Source organism: Litoreibacter ascidiaceicola (assembly GCF_900129235.1).
GTDB classification, from domain to species: domain Bacteria; phylum Pseudomonadota; class Alphaproteobacteria; order Rhodobacterales; family Rhodobacteraceae; genus Litoreibacter; species Litoreibacter ascidiaceicola.
Window position 1 is genome coordinate 475,210 of record NZ_FQUV01000003.1, and the last position, 15,291, is coordinate 490,500.

Annotated in this window: 18 protein-coding genes; 10 read left to right on the top strand and 8 right to left on the bottom strand. The window is 59.4% G+C overall.

Translation table 11 applies throughout. From position 1 onward, the window contains the following. Positions 1 to 35: 35 nt before the first annotated feature. Entirely contained in the window at positions 36 to 1,259 is a 1,224-nt protein-coding gene (locus BUB72_RS08530) for an MFS transporter (protein ID WP_073142785.1), read from the bottom strand. A 161-nt stretch (positions 1,260 to 1,420) separates the two neighbouring features. Here BUB72_RS08530 and BUB72_RS08535 point away from each other — a divergent pair, with 161 nt between their 5' ends. Beyond that, entirely contained in the window at positions 1,421 to 1,939 is a 519-nt protein-coding gene (locus tag BUB72_RS08535) for a hypothetical protein (RefSeq protein ID WP_073142794.1), read from the top strand. Here the strand turns inward: BUB72_RS08535 and BUB72_RS08540 are convergent. Beyond that, the gene (locus BUB72_RS08540; protein WP_073142795.1) at positions 1,936 to 2,529 is read right to left on the bottom strand and encodes a YceI family protein; all 594 of its coding nucleotides are present in this window, start codon (positions 2,527 to 2,529) and stop codon (positions 1,936 to 1,938) included. The two genes, BUB72_RS08535 and BUB72_RS08540, sit on opposite strands and share 4 nt — an antisense overlap. A gap of 159 nt (positions 2,530 to 2,688) precedes the next feature. Here BUB72_RS08540 and BUB72_RS08545 point away from each other — a divergent pair, with 159 nt between their 5' ends. From BUB72_RS08545 to BUB72_RS08565, 5 genes are all read left to right on the top strand, one after another. After that, positions 2,689 to 3,729 (top strand): aldo/keto reductase, encoded by a 1,041-nt coding sequence (locus BUB72_RS08545; RefSeq protein WP_073142796.1) that lies wholly within the window; start codon positions 2,689 to 2,691, stop codon positions 3,727 to 3,729. 133 nt (positions 3,730 to 3,862) lie between these two features. Next, positions 3,863 to 4,771, top strand: coding sequence for a 3-dehydrocarnitine:acetyl-CoA trimethylamine transferase BcoG (bcoG, locus tag BUB72_RS08550; RefSeq protein WP_073142797.1), 909 nt, complete (start codon positions 3,863 to 3,865; stop codon positions 4,769 to 4,771). Beyond that, positions 4,768 to 5,289: a lipocalin family protein gene (locus BUB72_RS08555; RefSeq protein WP_073142798.1), complete on the top strand. Its 522-nt coding sequence runs from the start codon at positions 4,768 to 4,770 to the stop codon at positions 5,287 to 5,289. Before bcoG ends, BUB72_RS08555 begins: the two co-directional genes overlap by 4 nt. After that, positions 5,286 to 6,728 carry a carnitine 3-dehydrogenase gene (locus BUB72_RS08560; protein ID WP_073142799.1) on the top strand — a complete coding sequence of 481 codons (1,443 nt, stop codon included), beginning with the start codon at positions 5,286 to 5,288 and terminating at the stop codon, positions 6,726 to 6,728. The genes BUB72_RS08555 and BUB72_RS08560 overlap by 4 nt, the downstream gene beginning before the upstream one ends. Further along, the gene (locus BUB72_RS08565) at positions 6,725 to 7,471 is read left to right on the top strand and encodes an SDR family oxidoreductase (protein WP_073142800.1); all 747 of its coding nucleotides are present in this window, start codon (positions 6,725 to 6,727) and stop codon (positions 7,469 to 7,471) included. The genes BUB72_RS08560 and BUB72_RS08565 overlap by 4 nt, the downstream gene beginning before the upstream one ends. A gap of 95 nt (positions 7,472 to 7,566) precedes the next feature. Here the strand turns inward: BUB72_RS08565 and BUB72_RS08570 are convergent, their stop codons facing one another. Then, on the bottom strand, positions 7,567 to 8,433 hold the full coding sequence (locus tag BUB72_RS08570; RefSeq protein ID WP_073142801.1) for a helix-turn-helix domain-containing protein: 867 nt from the start codon (positions 8,431 to 8,433) through the stop codon (positions 7,567 to 7,569). A 100-nt stretch (positions 8,434 to 8,533) separates the two neighbouring features. Between BUB72_RS08570 and BUB72_RS08575 the strand changes: the two genes are divergently transcribed. From BUB72_RS08575 to BUB72_RS08590, 4 genes are all read left to right on the top strand, one after another. Next, positions 8,534 to 9,445 carry a fatty acid desaturase gene (locus BUB72_RS08575; protein ID WP_073142802.1) on the top strand — a complete coding sequence of 304 codons (912 nt, stop codon included), beginning with the start codon at positions 8,534 to 8,536 and terminating at the stop codon, positions 9,443 to 9,445. Between the two features lie 30 nt (positions 9,446 to 9,475). Next, positions 9,476 to 10,366, top strand: coding sequence for a DMT family transporter (locus tag BUB72_RS08580; RefSeq protein WP_073142803.1), 891 nt, complete (start codon positions 9,476 to 9,478; stop codon positions 10,364 to 10,366). Positions 10,367 to 10,379: 13 nt separating this feature from the next. After that, the gene (locus BUB72_RS08585; RefSeq protein ID WP_073142804.1) at positions 10,380 to 10,769 is read left to right on the top strand and encodes a rhodanese-like domain-containing protein; all 390 of its coding nucleotides are present in this window, start codon (positions 10,380 to 10,382) and stop codon (positions 10,767 to 10,769) included. Between the two features lie 115 nt (positions 10,770 to 10,884). Beyond that, positions 10,885 to 11,781, top strand: coding sequence for a helix-turn-helix domain-containing protein (locus BUB72_RS08590; protein WP_073142805.1), 897 nt, complete (start codon positions 10,885 to 10,887; stop codon positions 11,779 to 11,781). A 78-nt stretch (positions 11,782 to 11,859) separates the two neighbouring features. On the opposite strand, the gene BUB72_RS08595 is transcribed toward BUB72_RS08590, so the two are convergent. From BUB72_RS08595 to BUB72_RS08620, 5 genes are all read right to left on the bottom strand, one after another. Continuing rightward, positions 11,860 to 12,159 carry a hypothetical protein gene (locus BUB72_RS08595; protein ID WP_073142806.1) on the bottom strand — a complete coding sequence of 100 codons (300 nt, stop codon included), beginning with the start codon at positions 12,157 to 12,159 and terminating at the stop codon, positions 11,860 to 11,862. 539 nt (positions 12,160 to 12,698) lie between these two features. Further along, on the bottom strand, positions 12,699 to 13,097 hold the full coding sequence (locus tag BUB72_RS08600) for a hypothetical protein (protein WP_073142808.1): 399 nt from the start codon (positions 13,095 to 13,097) through the stop codon (positions 12,699 to 12,701). 193 nt (positions 13,098 to 13,290) lie between these two features. Then, positions 13,291 to 13,761, bottom strand: a complete 471-nt coding sequence (locus BUB72_RS08610) for a C40 family peptidase (RefSeq protein WP_073142813.1) — start codon at positions 13,759 to 13,761, stop codon at positions 13,291 to 13,293. A 1-nt stretch (position 13,762) separates the two neighbouring features. Further along, positions 13,763 to 14,509, bottom strand: a complete 747-nt coding sequence (locus tag BUB72_RS08615; RefSeq protein WP_073142819.1) for a hypothetical protein — start codon at positions 14,507 to 14,509, stop codon at positions 13,763 to 13,765. After that, positions 14,506 to 15,228 carry a DUF4123 domain-containing protein gene (locus tag BUB72_RS08620; RefSeq protein WP_217653847.1) on the bottom strand — a complete coding sequence of 241 codons (723 nt, stop codon included), beginning with the start codon at positions 15,226 to 15,228 and terminating at the stop codon, positions 14,506 to 14,508. Before BUB72_RS08620 ends, BUB72_RS08615 begins: the two co-directional genes overlap by 4 nt. Between the last annotated feature and the right edge of the window lie 63 nt (positions 15,229 to 15,291).

The following is a 15,291-nucleotide window of genomic DNA, read 5'->3' on the forward strand; positions in this document are numbered from 1 at the left end:
TGACGGATTTTGAATATTTTTGCCAAGATGAAGACCTATTTGCGGTCTCTGTGCCGTCTCAGGAGCCGCCCGATGGTGAACGAGGTGCGTGGCGCGTAGACATAAGACGTGCGCTTTTTCGGGGTGGAGCGGGCGCGCATCCGGGTCAGACCGAAGACCACAAGGACAGCGTGCCCGACCGCCATCAGCATGAACAGGGCGGTGGGCCCGAACGCCTCCATCAGCTTTGACGCGCCAAGTGGCGATGCGATGGCGCCGACTGCGTACCAGAACATCAAGGCTGCCGACAGTTCCACCCGCTCTTCCGAGGAGGCGAAATCATGGGCATGGGCGGCGGCGACGGAATAGATCGGGAAGGTGGTGAACCCGAAGACCGCAGCGCCCAGCAAAACCATGGTAGTGCCGCCCGTGGCCGAGAACACGGTGAACACGCTGGAGATGATGGCCGCGACGGAGAGCCAGATCAGCACCCAGCGGCGGTCGTATTTATCCGCCAGCCAGCCGGACGGCACTTGGGCCAGAGCGCCCCCCGCGACGAAAGCGGCCAGAAAAATACCGATCTGGTCGGGACGCAGGCCAACCTCCTGGCCATAAACGGGGCCGACCATCCGGAACGCGGCGCTGTTGAGCCCCGCCACGATGACCCCGGCCGCAGCCAGAGGGGAGCGGGTTATCGCCAGCATCGGACGCAGCCGCGGCGCGGAGGGGGTGTCAGGCGGGCGTGCGGTGGTCAGGGTCAAGGGGATAATCGAGGCGCAACAAAGCAAGGCCAGCAGGTTGTAGGAGACGTAGGAGGCGGGCTCTAGGACGCCGATCATCAGTTGCGCGACCAAGGACGCCCCCATATCCACCGAGCGGTAGGTGCCCATGGCGCGGCCCCGCGTCTCATTGGTGACTTTGGATTGAAGCCATGCCTCGATCACCGTGTAGCACCCTGCCACGCAAAGCCCGGAGGCAACGCGCATCAAGGCCCAGGCGTAGGGGTCGATGATCAGCATATGCGCCAGCAACCCGATGGCACCCGTCGCTGTGAATGCTGCGAACGCGCGGGAATGCCCGACCGAACCCATCGCACGCGGCGCCCACCAGCAGCCAATGAAGAAGCCAAGGAAATGTGCCGAGCCGAGCAGGCCGACCTCGGATTTCGTGAAGTCCAGCGTAAGCCCCGACAACGCGTCGAGGGGGCCAACCCCGCCAGAGGAAAGCTGCAACAGCACCACCGACAAAAACAGGGCGGCGAAAGAAATCATGAGGCGCATAGGACTGCCCTTCGGGTTGCCCTACGCTCGCCCTCCAGAAAGCTGACCGCAAGTGATTTCGCGTCATATCCTTGTCGCATGTGCGCAATATGTGCTGGATTGTGAACGGAAATTCCGGAATACTGGCGTCATTATTTGAATTGATTTCCAAGAGGTCGACCATGATTACCGCAAGACAGTATGGCGCCATGATGCGCCAGCAGGGCGTACTTTGGCCCGCGCCGGCCATTGGTACTGACGACATGAAGCTGCCGGAAGTTGCCATCTACAAGATCGGCGGGCGGGGGTTGTCCAATGCTTTTGTGCTGGTGCGCAAAAATTGGGCGACGGTCTATGTGAACCCGGCCTATACCAGTTACCGCGCTGCGTTTGACGCGGTGATGCCGCGCAGCTCGGACGGGCAGGATGTCGACCATTTGCTGCCGCGCTCGAAGGGGGGCGGGGCGGATTTCCTTGCTTTGGGGCGGATCAGCGGGACGTCGAACCGCGGCTGGAATGATGACGAGAGCCATCAGGCCATGGCGCAAAAGGTGCGCAACATGACGACGGGCTCACCCCATGCGTTTTTATCGCGCCTCACGGATATGGAGCGCGGCTGGGCCGTGGTGACGAGCTACATCCGCCCGCTTCGCGAGTTGACCCAAAGCAATATGTCGCTGGTTGATCCGAAAAACCTTTAAGCGCGCTTCACACGGGCGATGATGTCGAGGTCAATCTCGTCCGCAACCAGATCGGCAAAGCCTGCGGCCCCGAATGCCGCGCGGCTGATGCGGCCTTTGAGCTGAAAGCTGAGCTGGCTGAGATCACCTGCTTGCGTGCCAGCTTGCCGGAACAATGCGGCCTGCAAAGTGACCGGTTTAGTGATGCCTTTGATTGTCAGAAGGCCGTCAATCCGGGCGCCGTCCGATAAGCGCCCTTTGCCGTTCAAGCGGATTGCGGTCGAGCGGAACCGGATTGTGGGATGTGCTTTGGCGTCCAGCACCGTCGCGGCCTTCAACGCTTCGGTGGCGAAGATGAACCCGGTTCTGGCCCGCCGCACGTCAACCTCCACATCAATCGAGGAGCGTTGCAAGGCGTCAAAGTCAATCACCACCGCAGCGCGTTTGACTGGCATGCTGCCTTTGGATGCCTTCCCCGACAGGCGATAAATGAACCCAACCGTGGAGCGCTTTGCTTGTAACTCATATGGGACCGCACCCGCATGGGCCGCGAGCGCGAGCGGCATCAAGGTAAGGGCTGTTGTGACGGCGCGGCGGGTCAGCTGTGTCATCGGGTGTCCTGAATGATCACCTCAACCTATACATGGCTTGATGCTGCATGGCGTCAAATCATCGTGACGAGTGCGCGGGGGGATTTTGCGGTTGCCACCATTTCACAGCGAAGTAGGCTTCGCCCCCAGCCTTCGACCTTAATGACAGAGAAGCCCGACATGAAAAAAACCCGCCTTGGCCGCACCGACCTGATGGTCTCCCAATTTTGTCTTGGCTCCATGACCTGGGGCACGCAAACCTCCGAGGCAGATGGGCATCAGCAGATCGACGCCAGTCTGGATGCAGGGATCAACTTCATCGACACCGCGGAAGCCTATCCGGTAAACCCGATGAACAAGGAGAATGCGGGCAAGACCGAGGAAATCATCGGCAATTGGTTCGCCAAGTCAGGGCGTCGCAATGACGTGGTGCTGGCGACCAAGGTGGCGGGTGCGGGGAATTATATTCGCGACGGAGAGAAAATTTCCGCCAAGACTATTCGCGAGGCTGTAGAAGGCTCGCTGAAGCGCCTGCAAACTGATGTGATCGACCTCTACCAGCTGCATTGGCCCAATCGCGGCAGCTACATGTTTCGCCAGAACTGGTCCTACGACCCGTCGGGTCAGGATCGTGCCGCCACGGTGGCCCATATGGAAGATGTGCTTGGCGCGCTTCAATCGCTGGTCGCTGAAGGCAAAATTCGCCATTTCGGCCTGAGCAATGAAAGCGCGTGGGGCACCATGATGTGGCTGCAAATTGCGGAGCGCATGGGGGCGCCGCGGGTGCAGAGTATCCAGAACGAATACTCGCTGTTGTGCCGCCTCTATGACACCGATCTGGCAGAGCTGGGCCATAATGAAGATGTCTCGCTGCTGGCCTTCTCGCCCTTGGCCGTGGGGTTCCTGACTGGCAAATACCAAGGCGGTGAAATCCCCGAAGGCTCTCGCATGTCGATCAACGAGAAGATGGGTGGGCGCGCATCGGACCGCGTGTTGGATGTGGCGCAAGTGTATCTGAACATCGCGTCCAAGCACGGGCTGGAACCGGTCCACATGTCGCTGGCGTGGTGTTGCCAGCGCCCGTTCCCTGTGATTCCGATTTTTGGGGCGACCACGATGGCGCAGCTTGAGCATGTGCTGGCGGGCAAGGACCTGATTCTGGGCGAGGAGATCATGGCTGAGATAGACGCGGCGCACAAATCCAACCCGATGCCGTATTGATACTTGGTCGGAGCCTCCGGCGGGAATATTTGAGCCAAGATGAAGCAATGACGCATACAGGCCATGAAAGCGCGTAAAGAGGGTTGCCAAACCCGACCAACATAACGTCCGCTGCACCAAAAGGGAGAACACCATGCCACTGGAAATGAACCGTGAGGTGTTTATCACCTGCGCCGTGACGGGCTCCGGCTCGACGCAGGACAAGAGCCCGCATGTGCCACACTCGCCCGAGCAGATCGCCGACAGTGCGATTGCGGCGGCCAAGGCGGGTGCGGCGGTGGTGCATTGCCATGTGCGTGATCCTGAGACGGGTGCGCCGTCGCGGGATTTGAAGCTCTACCGGGAAGTCACAGACCGCATCCGCGATGCCGAGATGGATGTGGTGTTGAACCTGACCGCAGGGATGGGGGGCGATATTGTCTTCGGTTCCCCAAGCCCGCTGCCGACGCAAGCCGGCACCGACATGGTCAGCGCAGAAGAACGCGTGGCGCATGTCGCAGAATGCCTGCCTGAGATATGTACGCTCGACTGCGGCACGATGAATTTCGCCGAGGCCGACTACGTCATGACCAACACCCCCGGTATGCTGACCGCCATGGGCCGGATGATGACCGAGCTTGGCGTGAAGCCCGAGATCGAGGCGTTCGACACAGGCCATCTGTGGTACGCCAAGCAGCTGGTGAAGGAGGGCGTGCTGGACAGCCCCGCTTTGGTGCAGCTGTGCATGGGTGTCCCGTGGGGCGCGCCGGACGATCTGAACACCTTCATGGCCATGGTGAATAACGTGCCGGACGACTGGACGTTTTCGGCCTTCGGGTTGGGTCGCAACCAGATGCCGCTGGCAGCCGCAAGCATCCTTGCAGGTGGCAACGTGCGCGTGGGGCTGGAGGACAATCTCATGCTCGACCGAGGTGTATTGGCCACCAATGAAGCATTGGTTGCCCGCGCCGTTGAGATCACCGAACGCTTGGGCGCGAAGGTGATCGGGCCAGACGCGGTGCGCGAAAAACTGGGGCTGGTGAAGCGGGCGCCACGCGGGTGAAGACTTGGGTCGTTGCCATAGGGCTTCTGGCACTCGCGGCCTGCGAGCCAAAACCTGCATTCGTGCCAGATGGCTTTCGCGACACCAACATCCCGATCACATCCTCCACGCGGTTCGATCCTAAACGCTTTGCAGGCGATTGGCGGGTGATCGAAAGCTTTGAGCAAACTCCGCGCGAAGTCGCGATAAGTCGCGTGACCTTCCGGCCCGAGGCGGGCGGATATCGCTACATCCCCCAAGCCGCAATTTCTCCGTTAGCGGCGGATGCCGAAGGCGCTGTATGGCCGCTCTATCGCATCGGTCAATTTGGGAGGCTGTCAGCTGAGAGGGGCGATCCGATCTGGGTCATCTGGGTCGATGAAGACCACCGCACGGCAGCACTTGGAACACCCTCGGGCCGCTTCGGAATGATCGTCAACCGCACCGCAAACCTACGCTCCGATCGCCTGAAGGCGGCCCGCGAAATTCTGGCCTTCAACGGCTACGACATCAGCAAACTCAGAAAGGTGTCGCCATGACGCAAACAGCAGCAATTCTTGGTGGGGGCGTGATTGGCGGCGGCTGGGCCGCGCGGTTCCTGCTCATGGGTTGGGACGTGCGGGTGTTCGACCCCGACACCGAGGCTGAACGCAAGATTAACGAAGTGCTGGGTAACGCCCGGCGCTCGCTGCCTGGTCTTTCAGACACCGCCATGCCCGCCGAGGGCGCTCTGAGCTTCCACGCCGATTTGGCCGAGGCCGTTGGTCCCGCCGACTGGATACAGGAAAGCGTGCCGGAGCGGTTGCAGGTCAAGCACAAAGTCTTCGCACAAGTGCAGGCCGCGTGTCGCGAGGACGCAATCATCGGCTCCTCGACCTCCGGCTTCAAGCCGTCCGAGTTGCAAGAAAACGCCGCGCGCCCTGCGCAAATCGTGGTGACGCACCCGTTCAACCCCGTCTATCTGTTGCCGCTGATCGAGCTGGTGCCAAGCCCTGCGAACGATGCCGACACGGTGCAAAAAGCCAAGGATATCCTGACCTCTATCGGATGCTTCCCGCTGCATGTCCGCAAGGAGATCGACGCCCACATCGCCGACCGCTTCCTTGAAGCCGTCTGGCGCGAGGCCTTGTGGCTGATCAAAGATGGCATCGCCACCACCGAGGAAATCGACGAGGCAATCCGCATGGGGTTTGGCCTGCGCTGGGCGCAGATGGGGCTGTTCGAGACCTACCGCATCGCCGGTGGCGAGGCTGGGATGAAGCACTTTATCGAGCAGTTTGGCCCCTGCCTGTCGTGGCCATGGACCAAGCTGATGGACGTGCCGGAGCTGACCGACGAGCTGGTCGACCAGATCGCCAGCCAATCCGACGCGCAATCCGGCATGCACTCGATCCGCGAGTTGGAGCGTATCCGCGACACGAACCTTGTGGCCATGATGCGCGCGCTCAAGGCGCAGGATTGGGGGGCAGGCGCGGTGTTGAACCGTGCGCAGGCCGCCAAACCCGCGCTGGAGGACAGCGCGCTGCCCATCGTCACTGTGCAACGCGCGGTGCCTTTGGACTGGACCGACTATAACGGCCACATGAACGAGGCGCGGTATTTGCAGGCCTTCGGCGACGCCACCGACCGCTTCATGGAAATGGTCGGCTGTGACGCGGATTATATCGCGTCGGGCGGCAGCTACTTCACCGCCGAGACCCATTTGCGCCACTTGGACGAGGTCCATGCTGGTGCCGTTATCCGCGTCGAGACGCAAGTGCTTTTGGGGCAGGGCAAGAAGATGCACCTGTTCCACCGCATGTATGAAGGCGGGCGATTGCTGGCGACGGGGGAGCATATGCTGATCCACGTCTCACTGGAGACCCGCCGGGCGTCCGAGCCGTCCGCCACCATCGCCGCAAAGTTGGGCGAGATCGCGGCGGCCCATGCGTCTCTGCCCACGCCAGAAGGTGCGGGCGCAGCTGTCGGCAAGCGATGAGGGTTCTGATCACCGCAGGCGGCTCTGGCATCGGGTTCGCTATGGGGCAGGCGTTTGCCGAGGCGGGGGCGGATGTTTGGATCACCGATCTGGACGTCAGTGCCGTGCCGGATGGCTGGCGGGCCAGCACTGTGGACGTGAGCAGTGAGAGCGCCATGGCTGAATTGTTCAAAGAGGTCGAAACCACATGGGGCGGGGTCGATGTGCTCTGCGCCAATGCAGGGATCGCGGGGCCGACCGCAGCGGTTGAAGACGTGGCGCTAGAGGACTGGAAAACCTGCGTCTCCGTAAACCTCGAAGGCGCGTTTCTGGCGGCGAAATTTGCGGCACCAATGATGAAGCGGCAAGGCTCTGGCGCGATTGTGCTGACCTCCTCCACCGCAGGCATCTACGGCTACCCCAACCGCGCGCCCTATGCCGCTGCGAAATGGGGGATCATCGGGTTGATGAAAACTTTGGCTATGGAGCTTGGCCCGAACGGTATCCGCGCCAACGCCATCTGTCCGGGAGCGGTGGAAGGGCCACGGATGGAGGGTGTTTTGGAGCGCGAAGCGACGGCCAAAGGCATGACCCGCGACGAGGTTTATGAGGGCTACGCCAAGGGCACCTCCATGCGGTCCTTTGTCGAGGCGCGGGACGTGGCGAACATGGCTGTGTTCCTCGGCTCTGACGCGGCGCGGCTGGTGTCGGGGCAGGTCATTGCGGTGGACGGACACACGGAAAACCCCGACCCGAAGCTGTAGGTGCGGAGGTTCCCCGCGGGGAACCGTTCAGAGTTTGTTAAGAGTTTTTAAGATTTCAAAATTAAAATAAGTGAATTATTGCAATCTATTGTAGATCATTTTTCATCTATTGAGTTAACTAATTTTTCCAACAGCGCCGGCATATCCCGCGACGACAGCTCTGCTTCGCGCACCAGCCCGTCGAAGTGCAAGGTGATGGCCTGCACCCGCTCGCGGTCGCGAAACGCAAGGTAGTTGCGCCCCAGATAGATCACCGCCAGCTTCGGCCCGAAGATGGTCACCGGCGCGGAATAGAGCTTGCGCGCGTCGAAGGCATGCAGCCGGAGGGTCGGATAAAGTTGGTCGTGGAGTTCTAGCAAACGGGTGAGTTGAGCGTGGCGGATTTGAGACGGCAGACCTTCGTAATATCCATGCCCTTTGGCCATGGCGTGAAGCTCGTGCAGCGGCACGGCGATTTCGTAGTCCGATCCTGCGCCGCGCATCCATTCCAACCGATCTTCGGATGCGCCAATGGCTTGCGCGGTGGTCCGACCCAAATGCGGCGAATACTCCCATTCCAGAAACTCGCGGGTCTTGAGCATGTCAGGCAGACCTGCGGGGACGTGCCGGATTTTGTATCCTTCCGACTCGCGGTGCCAATTGAATATCTGTTCGTCAACCAAGGCGCGGGGCGCTTCGGTGAAGGTCAGGGCGGAGGCCATCAGGTCGGCAGCCAGTTCAGGCCGATCGGTGAGACCCAGAAGCCAGTCCGCCGACACGCCCAGCACGCGGGCGCTTTCGCCAACGACCTGCGCGTTGGGCAGGCGGGCGGCCTCCGATTTCAGCAGTTGCGACACCGTCGAACGGTCCACGCCAATGGCGCGGGCAAGCGCGCTTTGGGTGATGTCGCCCGTGTCCATCGCGGTGGCGAGGCGGGTGCGGAACAGCTCTGCGCGGTCTCGTTTGTCAAGAATTTCTGTCATTTGATGAATTATATCATCATTGCAGGAAAATGTGAACTATCTACAGAATGCCCCAAACCCCGCCGAGGCGTTAATCAATGTGCAGGGGAATGGTGCGCTTATGAAATCAAACACATTGAGGGTCGAGTGGCCCACGCTGGCCTTGCTGGTCGCCACCTACGTCGTCTGGGGCGGGGCGGTGCTCTGGGTTGCGGGTTGGTCGGTCCCTTTGGCTGTAGTGATCGCAGCGCTGGCCATTGCGCAGCAGTCGTCGTTGCAGCACGAGATATTGCACGGTCACCCGCTGCGTTGGCAGTGGCTGAATGAACTGATGGTAAGGCCGTCGTTGAACCTGTTAATCCCCTACGGGCGCTTTCGCGATACCCATCTGGCGCATCACCGCGATGCCAATCTAACTGATCCCTATGACGACCCCGAAAGCAACTTTCTGGCAGGGCGTGACTGGGCCGCGCTGCCGGGCTGGGTCAAGTTGGTCTACCGCTTCAACAACACGCTGGCGGGGCGGATGGTGCTTGGTCCAGCGATAGGGCAATGGGCCTTTATGCGTGGTGACATGAAGACCCCTTGTCGCCGGATTATGATAAGCTGGCTGGCCCATGGGATCACTGCGGTGCCGGTGGTCTGGTTGGTGCTCCAATCACCTATGCCGCTATGGGCGTATCTGATCGCGGCCTATCTTGGCCTGTCGTTGCTGAAAATACGCACCTTTCTGGAGCATCGCGCGCATGAGCAGAGCCGCGCGCGCTCGGTAATTGTCGAGGATCGCGGGCCATTGGCGTTTTTGTTTTTGAACAACAACCTGCACGCCGTTCATCACATGCACCCGCAGGTGCCGTGGTATGACCTCCCGATGCTCTATCGTGGCGAGAAGGACAGGTTTCTGGCCTGCAATGACAGCTATGTCTATCCCTCCTACGGTACGATCTTCGCGCGGCATCTGGTGCGGGCCAAGGACCCTGTCGAGCACCCTTTGATGCATCGCGCGCTGGACGACCGCACGCCGCCCGCGTAGACACGCCATACGTCGCAACTGGAGAGACCTATGGCCCTGTGGATATACGTCTCGGTGTTTGCGGCCTTCATGCAAAACCTGCGGTTCATGCTGCAAAAGCACCTTAAGGCGACGAAGCTGTCGACCGGCGGGGCGACGTTCTCGCGGTTCCTGTTCTCAAGCCCTTTGGTGGCGCTTGGCATCTGGGCGTATATGAGCGCGGCGGATGAGCCTTTTCCGGCCTTGAGCGGGAAGTTCTGGGCCTATGCGCTGTCTGGCGGGGTCGGCCAAATTCTTGCGACCGCGTGCGTTGTGGCATTGTTTGCGGAGCGCAACTTTGCCGTGGGCATCGTGTTCAAGAAAACCGAAGTCGTGCTGACGGCGCTGTTGGGGCTGGTGGTGCTGGGTGAAGGTGTGTCGCCCCTTGGCGTGGTGGCGATTGCCATCGGGTTTGCTGGCGTTGTGTTGTTGTCGGACCCGCCAAAGGGCGGCGCGCGGTTTTTCAACAAGGCAGCAGGGTTCGGGTTGGGCTCGGGGCTGTTGTTCGGAGTCTCGGCCGTGGGCTATCGTGGGGCCGCGTTACAAATTGACAGCCCGGACGTAATTGTGCGGGCGGGTGTCAGCCTGGCCGTCGCCACGGCGTTCCAGACGTTGATCATGGCCGCGTGGTTGGCTTGGCGCGACAAAGGCGAGATCGGGCGCGTTGTTGCCTCGTGGCGGGTGTCGTCGCTGGTGGGGGTGACGTCGATGTGTGGCTCTTTCGGGTGGTTCGTGGCGTTTGCGTTGCAAAACGCAGCCTATGTGAAAGCGGTGGGGCAGGTGGAATTGGTGTTCACCTTTCTGGCGTCCTACTTCATCTTCAAGGAGCGCAGCACGCCTAAGGAGCTTGCAGGGATCGCGTTGATCGTGGTCAGCATTCTGGTGCTGATTGCGGCACTATAGCGGAGGACGGGACATGGCATTGAAGGTAACAGCGGCGCAAATGGTAGCGAACGCACGGGCGCGGATCGAGGAGGTCGAGACCGTGGACGCGATTGCCATGGTGGACGACCCGAACGTGGTGATTGTGGATTTGCGTGACGTGCGGGAGCGGCATCGTAGCGGTTATGTGCCGGGCAGCTTTCACTGCCCGCGCGGGATGGCGGAGTTCTGGGTGGACCCTGACAGTCCCTATTTCAAAGAGGTGTTCGCGCTGGACAAGAAATTCGTGTTCCACTGTGCGTCCGGCTGGCGGTCGGCTTTGACCGTGGCGACACTGAATGACATGGGGTTTGAGGCGGCGCATCTGCGCGAGGGGTTTTCCACGTGGGAAGCACAGGGCGGGCCGGTTGAGCGCGACGGGTAACGTACAGGGGTTCAATTTCCGGCGTTCACTTGTTTTTGAAATTCCCTCCCTTGACCATGAGGATGGCCACTCATATCTAAACCGAATAGTTCAATTTTGAGCCGAGGGACTTTAGATGGGCAAGCAAACCGAGCGATTCTGGCTAAATCCCGAGCTGGAAACAAAGACGCCAGCCTTGCTTGCGCATTCCAGCCTCGACGGGCTGTTGCGCTTTGAATATCGCGAAGACGAACCGGGCTCTTTGCCACCGCAGGTGCATGCGCATAACAGCCTGATCATTTCCGTACAGGACACGCCGATTCGGGTCATTGCGGATCGTGACGGGCGTACCGAACGCTTCACCATGGAGGCGGGTCATATTGCTGTGGCACTGGCTGGATCGCTGACTGCCTGGCAATGGCTTGACCCTGCGAAGGTGATCATAATCCATGTGAATCCGACTGTGATGCGACGCTTTGTGCAAACCGAGCTGAAAGTCGTGCCAAACGGGCATCGCCTGGAAAATACGATCTTTTTTCATGACGCTGACGTCAGATATGCCGCCGAGCGCATGAAGGACACTTTGGAGGCTGACGAGTTGGGCTCCAGCGTCGTGTTTGACGCTTTGGCGCGGATGTTTCTTGTGCTGATGGTCAAACGCTACTGCAAAAAGGACAACACCGACGCGGCTTTTGATCAGCGCTTTGGCCCGGAGCAATACGCGCAGGTGGTCACCTTTGTTGAGGACCATCTGGCCGAGAAGATAAATCCGGCGCAACTGGCCTCAGAGCTGGGAATGAGCGAGGCCGCGTTCTCGCGTAAATTCAAAGCCACTGTCGGTGAAACGCCCATGCGCTTTGTGACGCAAGTCCGCCTTGAGGTCGCGAGCCGCTTGTTGGGGGAGGGTGTGCAGTCGCTGGCGCAAATCGCGGCGCAGTGCGGCTTTGCCGATCAGGCGCATCTGTCGCGCAGCTTCAAACAGCATCTGGGCGTCTCCCCCAGCCAGTTTCGCACGGACCACGCACACGCATAAATAAACCCCGGTTGATGTGAACCAACCGGGGTTTTTTCGACTGACCGTGTGCTACTCGCGTAGTGCTGGGGAAGGTGATCAGTCGTATGCGCCGATGAACATTTTTGCCAGTTCAGCGTTTGTGTAAGCGTCGGGGGATACGCCCATGTTCTTGGCAAGCTGCAAGTGACCTTGCGAGTTGCGGGTCGTTTGTGCAGGTGCTGCGATAACGATGCGATCATCGACATTGTCGCCGGACAGTTTTTCCACCGCAGTTGTTTGAGCGGCTTGGGATGCGCCGGACCCTGCATGGATGATGCCGAATCTCTCGGCGGGTGTTTCTGCGAAAACGGGTGCAGCAGCGAGGGCGATGGCGGTTGTGAGGGTAAGAAGTTTCATGACTTTGGTTCCTTATTTCAGTGATTGTTGCGGTAGGCGACGTGCTGTCCCGCTGTTGATGATTTGAAGATAAGGGGTGCAGTGGCGCTTGCCTTGAACGGCAGCCGCAACGATTTGAACCAGAGCGTCAAAGTGAATTATTTTGAGCGATAAGCTTCATGGGGACTACGGTGACGTGAACGGAGCCGTTGCAGGCAGACCGTTCGACGGTGGTGCTCACATCTCGTAGTCACAAAGATATCTTAGGCTAACCCAGCCCTTAATTTCGATGCTTTTTTGTTCTGAAGTTTCAAGAAAAAGCCCGTTAACATCGACGCGGTGGTAAACATTGTCGATCTCGACCCATCTGCGGTCGGCACTAAAGTGTCCCGTGAACTGGACTATTGCGTAGTAACGAGCATTCGAGAAATTTTCTTAGTTATGTTGCCAAAGAGTTGAACGTCGTTCTCGCCACGCCCCATATTGCCGAGGTCGGTCTCATTTGCTTGGCTAGACAAGGCACCAAGCCAGAGCAAACTGCATATGAAGTGGTGCACCGCTTAGTCGCCGTTCGGCAGCGGACCGTAATGGCATAGAAAGCGCGTCGCGACCCAGCCCTTCACCTTGGTCATGGCGAATTCGGGTTCTGACATAAAGACACCATCGGATGTGTAGAGGACCCGGTATTGGTGAATTTCAGCCCATGTACCGTTACTACTGGTTTTGCCGGTCGTCGCTACCAGTGTATATGGGCTTAGTTTCATCATCTCACCGGAGCCAGTTTTTGGTTTGCGCCTCAAGGACAGAAAGCTATCCGACCCTTTGAGACCACAAACCATCCAGCCGCCGACGCGATTTGCGGTGTCGCGTTCAGGATCTTTGCCAAATGGCATAAGGGCAACGGCAGAAGCTGTTGTTGATGTGCAGATCAAACATGCGAGCAAAAGAAAAAGCTTCATCTTACCACTTATCCTTCGGTACTGGCCGGGCCGATTTGCCCCGTGTAATCCTGCAGCACACAGCATTGCCAATTATAGTCTAACGGCACCATAAAAGTGAAGGTTTCTCCGCCGCCCGTGTAGCGAGGATAGGATTTGACGTTCACTTCGCCACCTGCTGCTGCCGTGCCGCGCCGACCGCCTTGGTTGCCACCTAAGATCGCGATGCGATCCGGCTGGCCCGGCACGGTCCCGGCAACAAACCGACATGCCCGCCGCCATCACGCTTTTTCCGTGCGGTTGCGCCATAAACCGGGCGCGGAATGACCTTGCCATCTGGCCATCCGTTCCCAGCCGCATTGAGCGTAGCTTGCGAATAGGAATTGGCCCGGAACCCGTTTTGGGCAGGTGTGTAACCGGCCTGGCGTAACGACCAGGTCACAAACGACGCGCACCACGCATTGTCTTCGGTCGAGTCGTCATCAGTCCACGTAAAACCGGCTGAGCGGTGAAATTCCATGACCCGCGGGTTGGCGTTGTTGAGACCTGCGTATTCATGTACCCCCAACTCGCCCAAACCGATCGTCATCCATGGAGTAGGGCCACAGCAAGCAGCGGACGCGCCGCTATCGGTGGCCCCCGTGGTCGGGCTTGCTGCGGGGTTGATCATGGTTGTGCTACACATGTCAGCTCTCCTCTTTGGGTCGCATTTTTATCATGCGCTTTTGGGCGTAGGCTTTTAGAGCGAGGGCGCGCTCGTTTGCGTTATTGGGCGCTTGAGCGGTCACATCGCGGACCCAAGGAAACAGCGGGTCATTGGTGAAACCTGTGCCGAGCCAGAGCGCCAGCGACAAGCAGACACCGCGACCAAGTGCTGTTTCGATGCCGAGCGCCTGCGCTCCCTGCACGGCGGCGTCGACAAGCGCCGCTTCGGGGAAGCGGTCCCGCTCGGTCGGGGCGAAATCATAGGCCGCATAGAACGCGTCAAACACCAGTCGCGGGGTGAGCTGGTCATCGTTGGTGTGTTCCATCGTCTCGTAGAACCGAGACAAGGCCACATGTGCCTGTGCAAGCCCGACGCCGATAAACCGCTCCGCCACGGGTCGAAACAGCCGGTGTGCGGTCTCGACGCGCTCGTTGGCGACGTGATCTTGATCACTCAGGGCTTGAGTGAGAGCGGAGTAGCGCGGGTCGCGGTCGAAATCCGTGCCGATGAAATACATCAGGAAATGGACGTATTCGATGTGCTCGACAAACCCCAGATTGCGGGCGTCACAAAACGAGACCCCTTTGCGGACAAAAGCCCTGCAGTTTGCATCGCCCAAAGCCCGAAAGCGCGCGGAATCCAGCTCCATAAGGTAGGCTAGAATGCGTTTATAGAGATTGTCGAAACGCAGATCAGACACGGAGGGGGCGGAAATTACGAAGCTCATGATTTAGGGGCCTCTGGTCCTGCGTTGACCCAGCTTTTTATCAGCATATCGCCATCGGGTGTCGATTGCCGCGCGTAGACGGCCATGGTGGGGTGATACAGACGTTGCTGACCTTGAAGATCAGCGGTTGACGCCACGGTTTGCAGCGCTGTCCCTTCCCAAAAGCGGAAAAAGTACCACTTTCCTGTGTCATCCTGAACACGAAGGATCTTGCGAAAATGCTTGCGTATCTCCTCGCAGGTTGCTCGTGCACGCAGAAAACATCCGGGGCTCTTATCCCAAAGCTGCCAAGGGGCGCGGCCCTCGGTGAACAGGTTACGCGAAAAGCGGTTGTCGGGTTCAAGCTTCACGATCCACGGAGCCACATGGCTGAGCTCTTCGAATGCATCGCCCTTAAACAGGCAATGATGCTCCAAGCCCGACGTTTGTAGAAGTTCCGGAAGGTTGGTCACCTTGGCCGCGTCCAAGATTGCGAAGGTGTTCAGTGGCGGGGCGTCTTTCGGTGTGGTGTCCCTTGCGGGTTGTCCGAAGAGTTCGTCGAATATCGGGTCGGGTGCGGTTTTCGGGGGGTCGGCTGCAAACTGGGCATCAAGCGGTTTGAATGGCTCAAGTGGAGCAATCTGCAACCCAGCCGATGGGTTTGGGAGTGCGGAATTTGCCGAGGCGGGACCGGCGCTTACACCGCCCGTCGGAATGTTGTCCAAGGAATTTGACTGCAATACGCCAACCTGCTGTAAAAAAACATTTAGTGCGATCCGCACTTATCAATTTATTCAGCATCG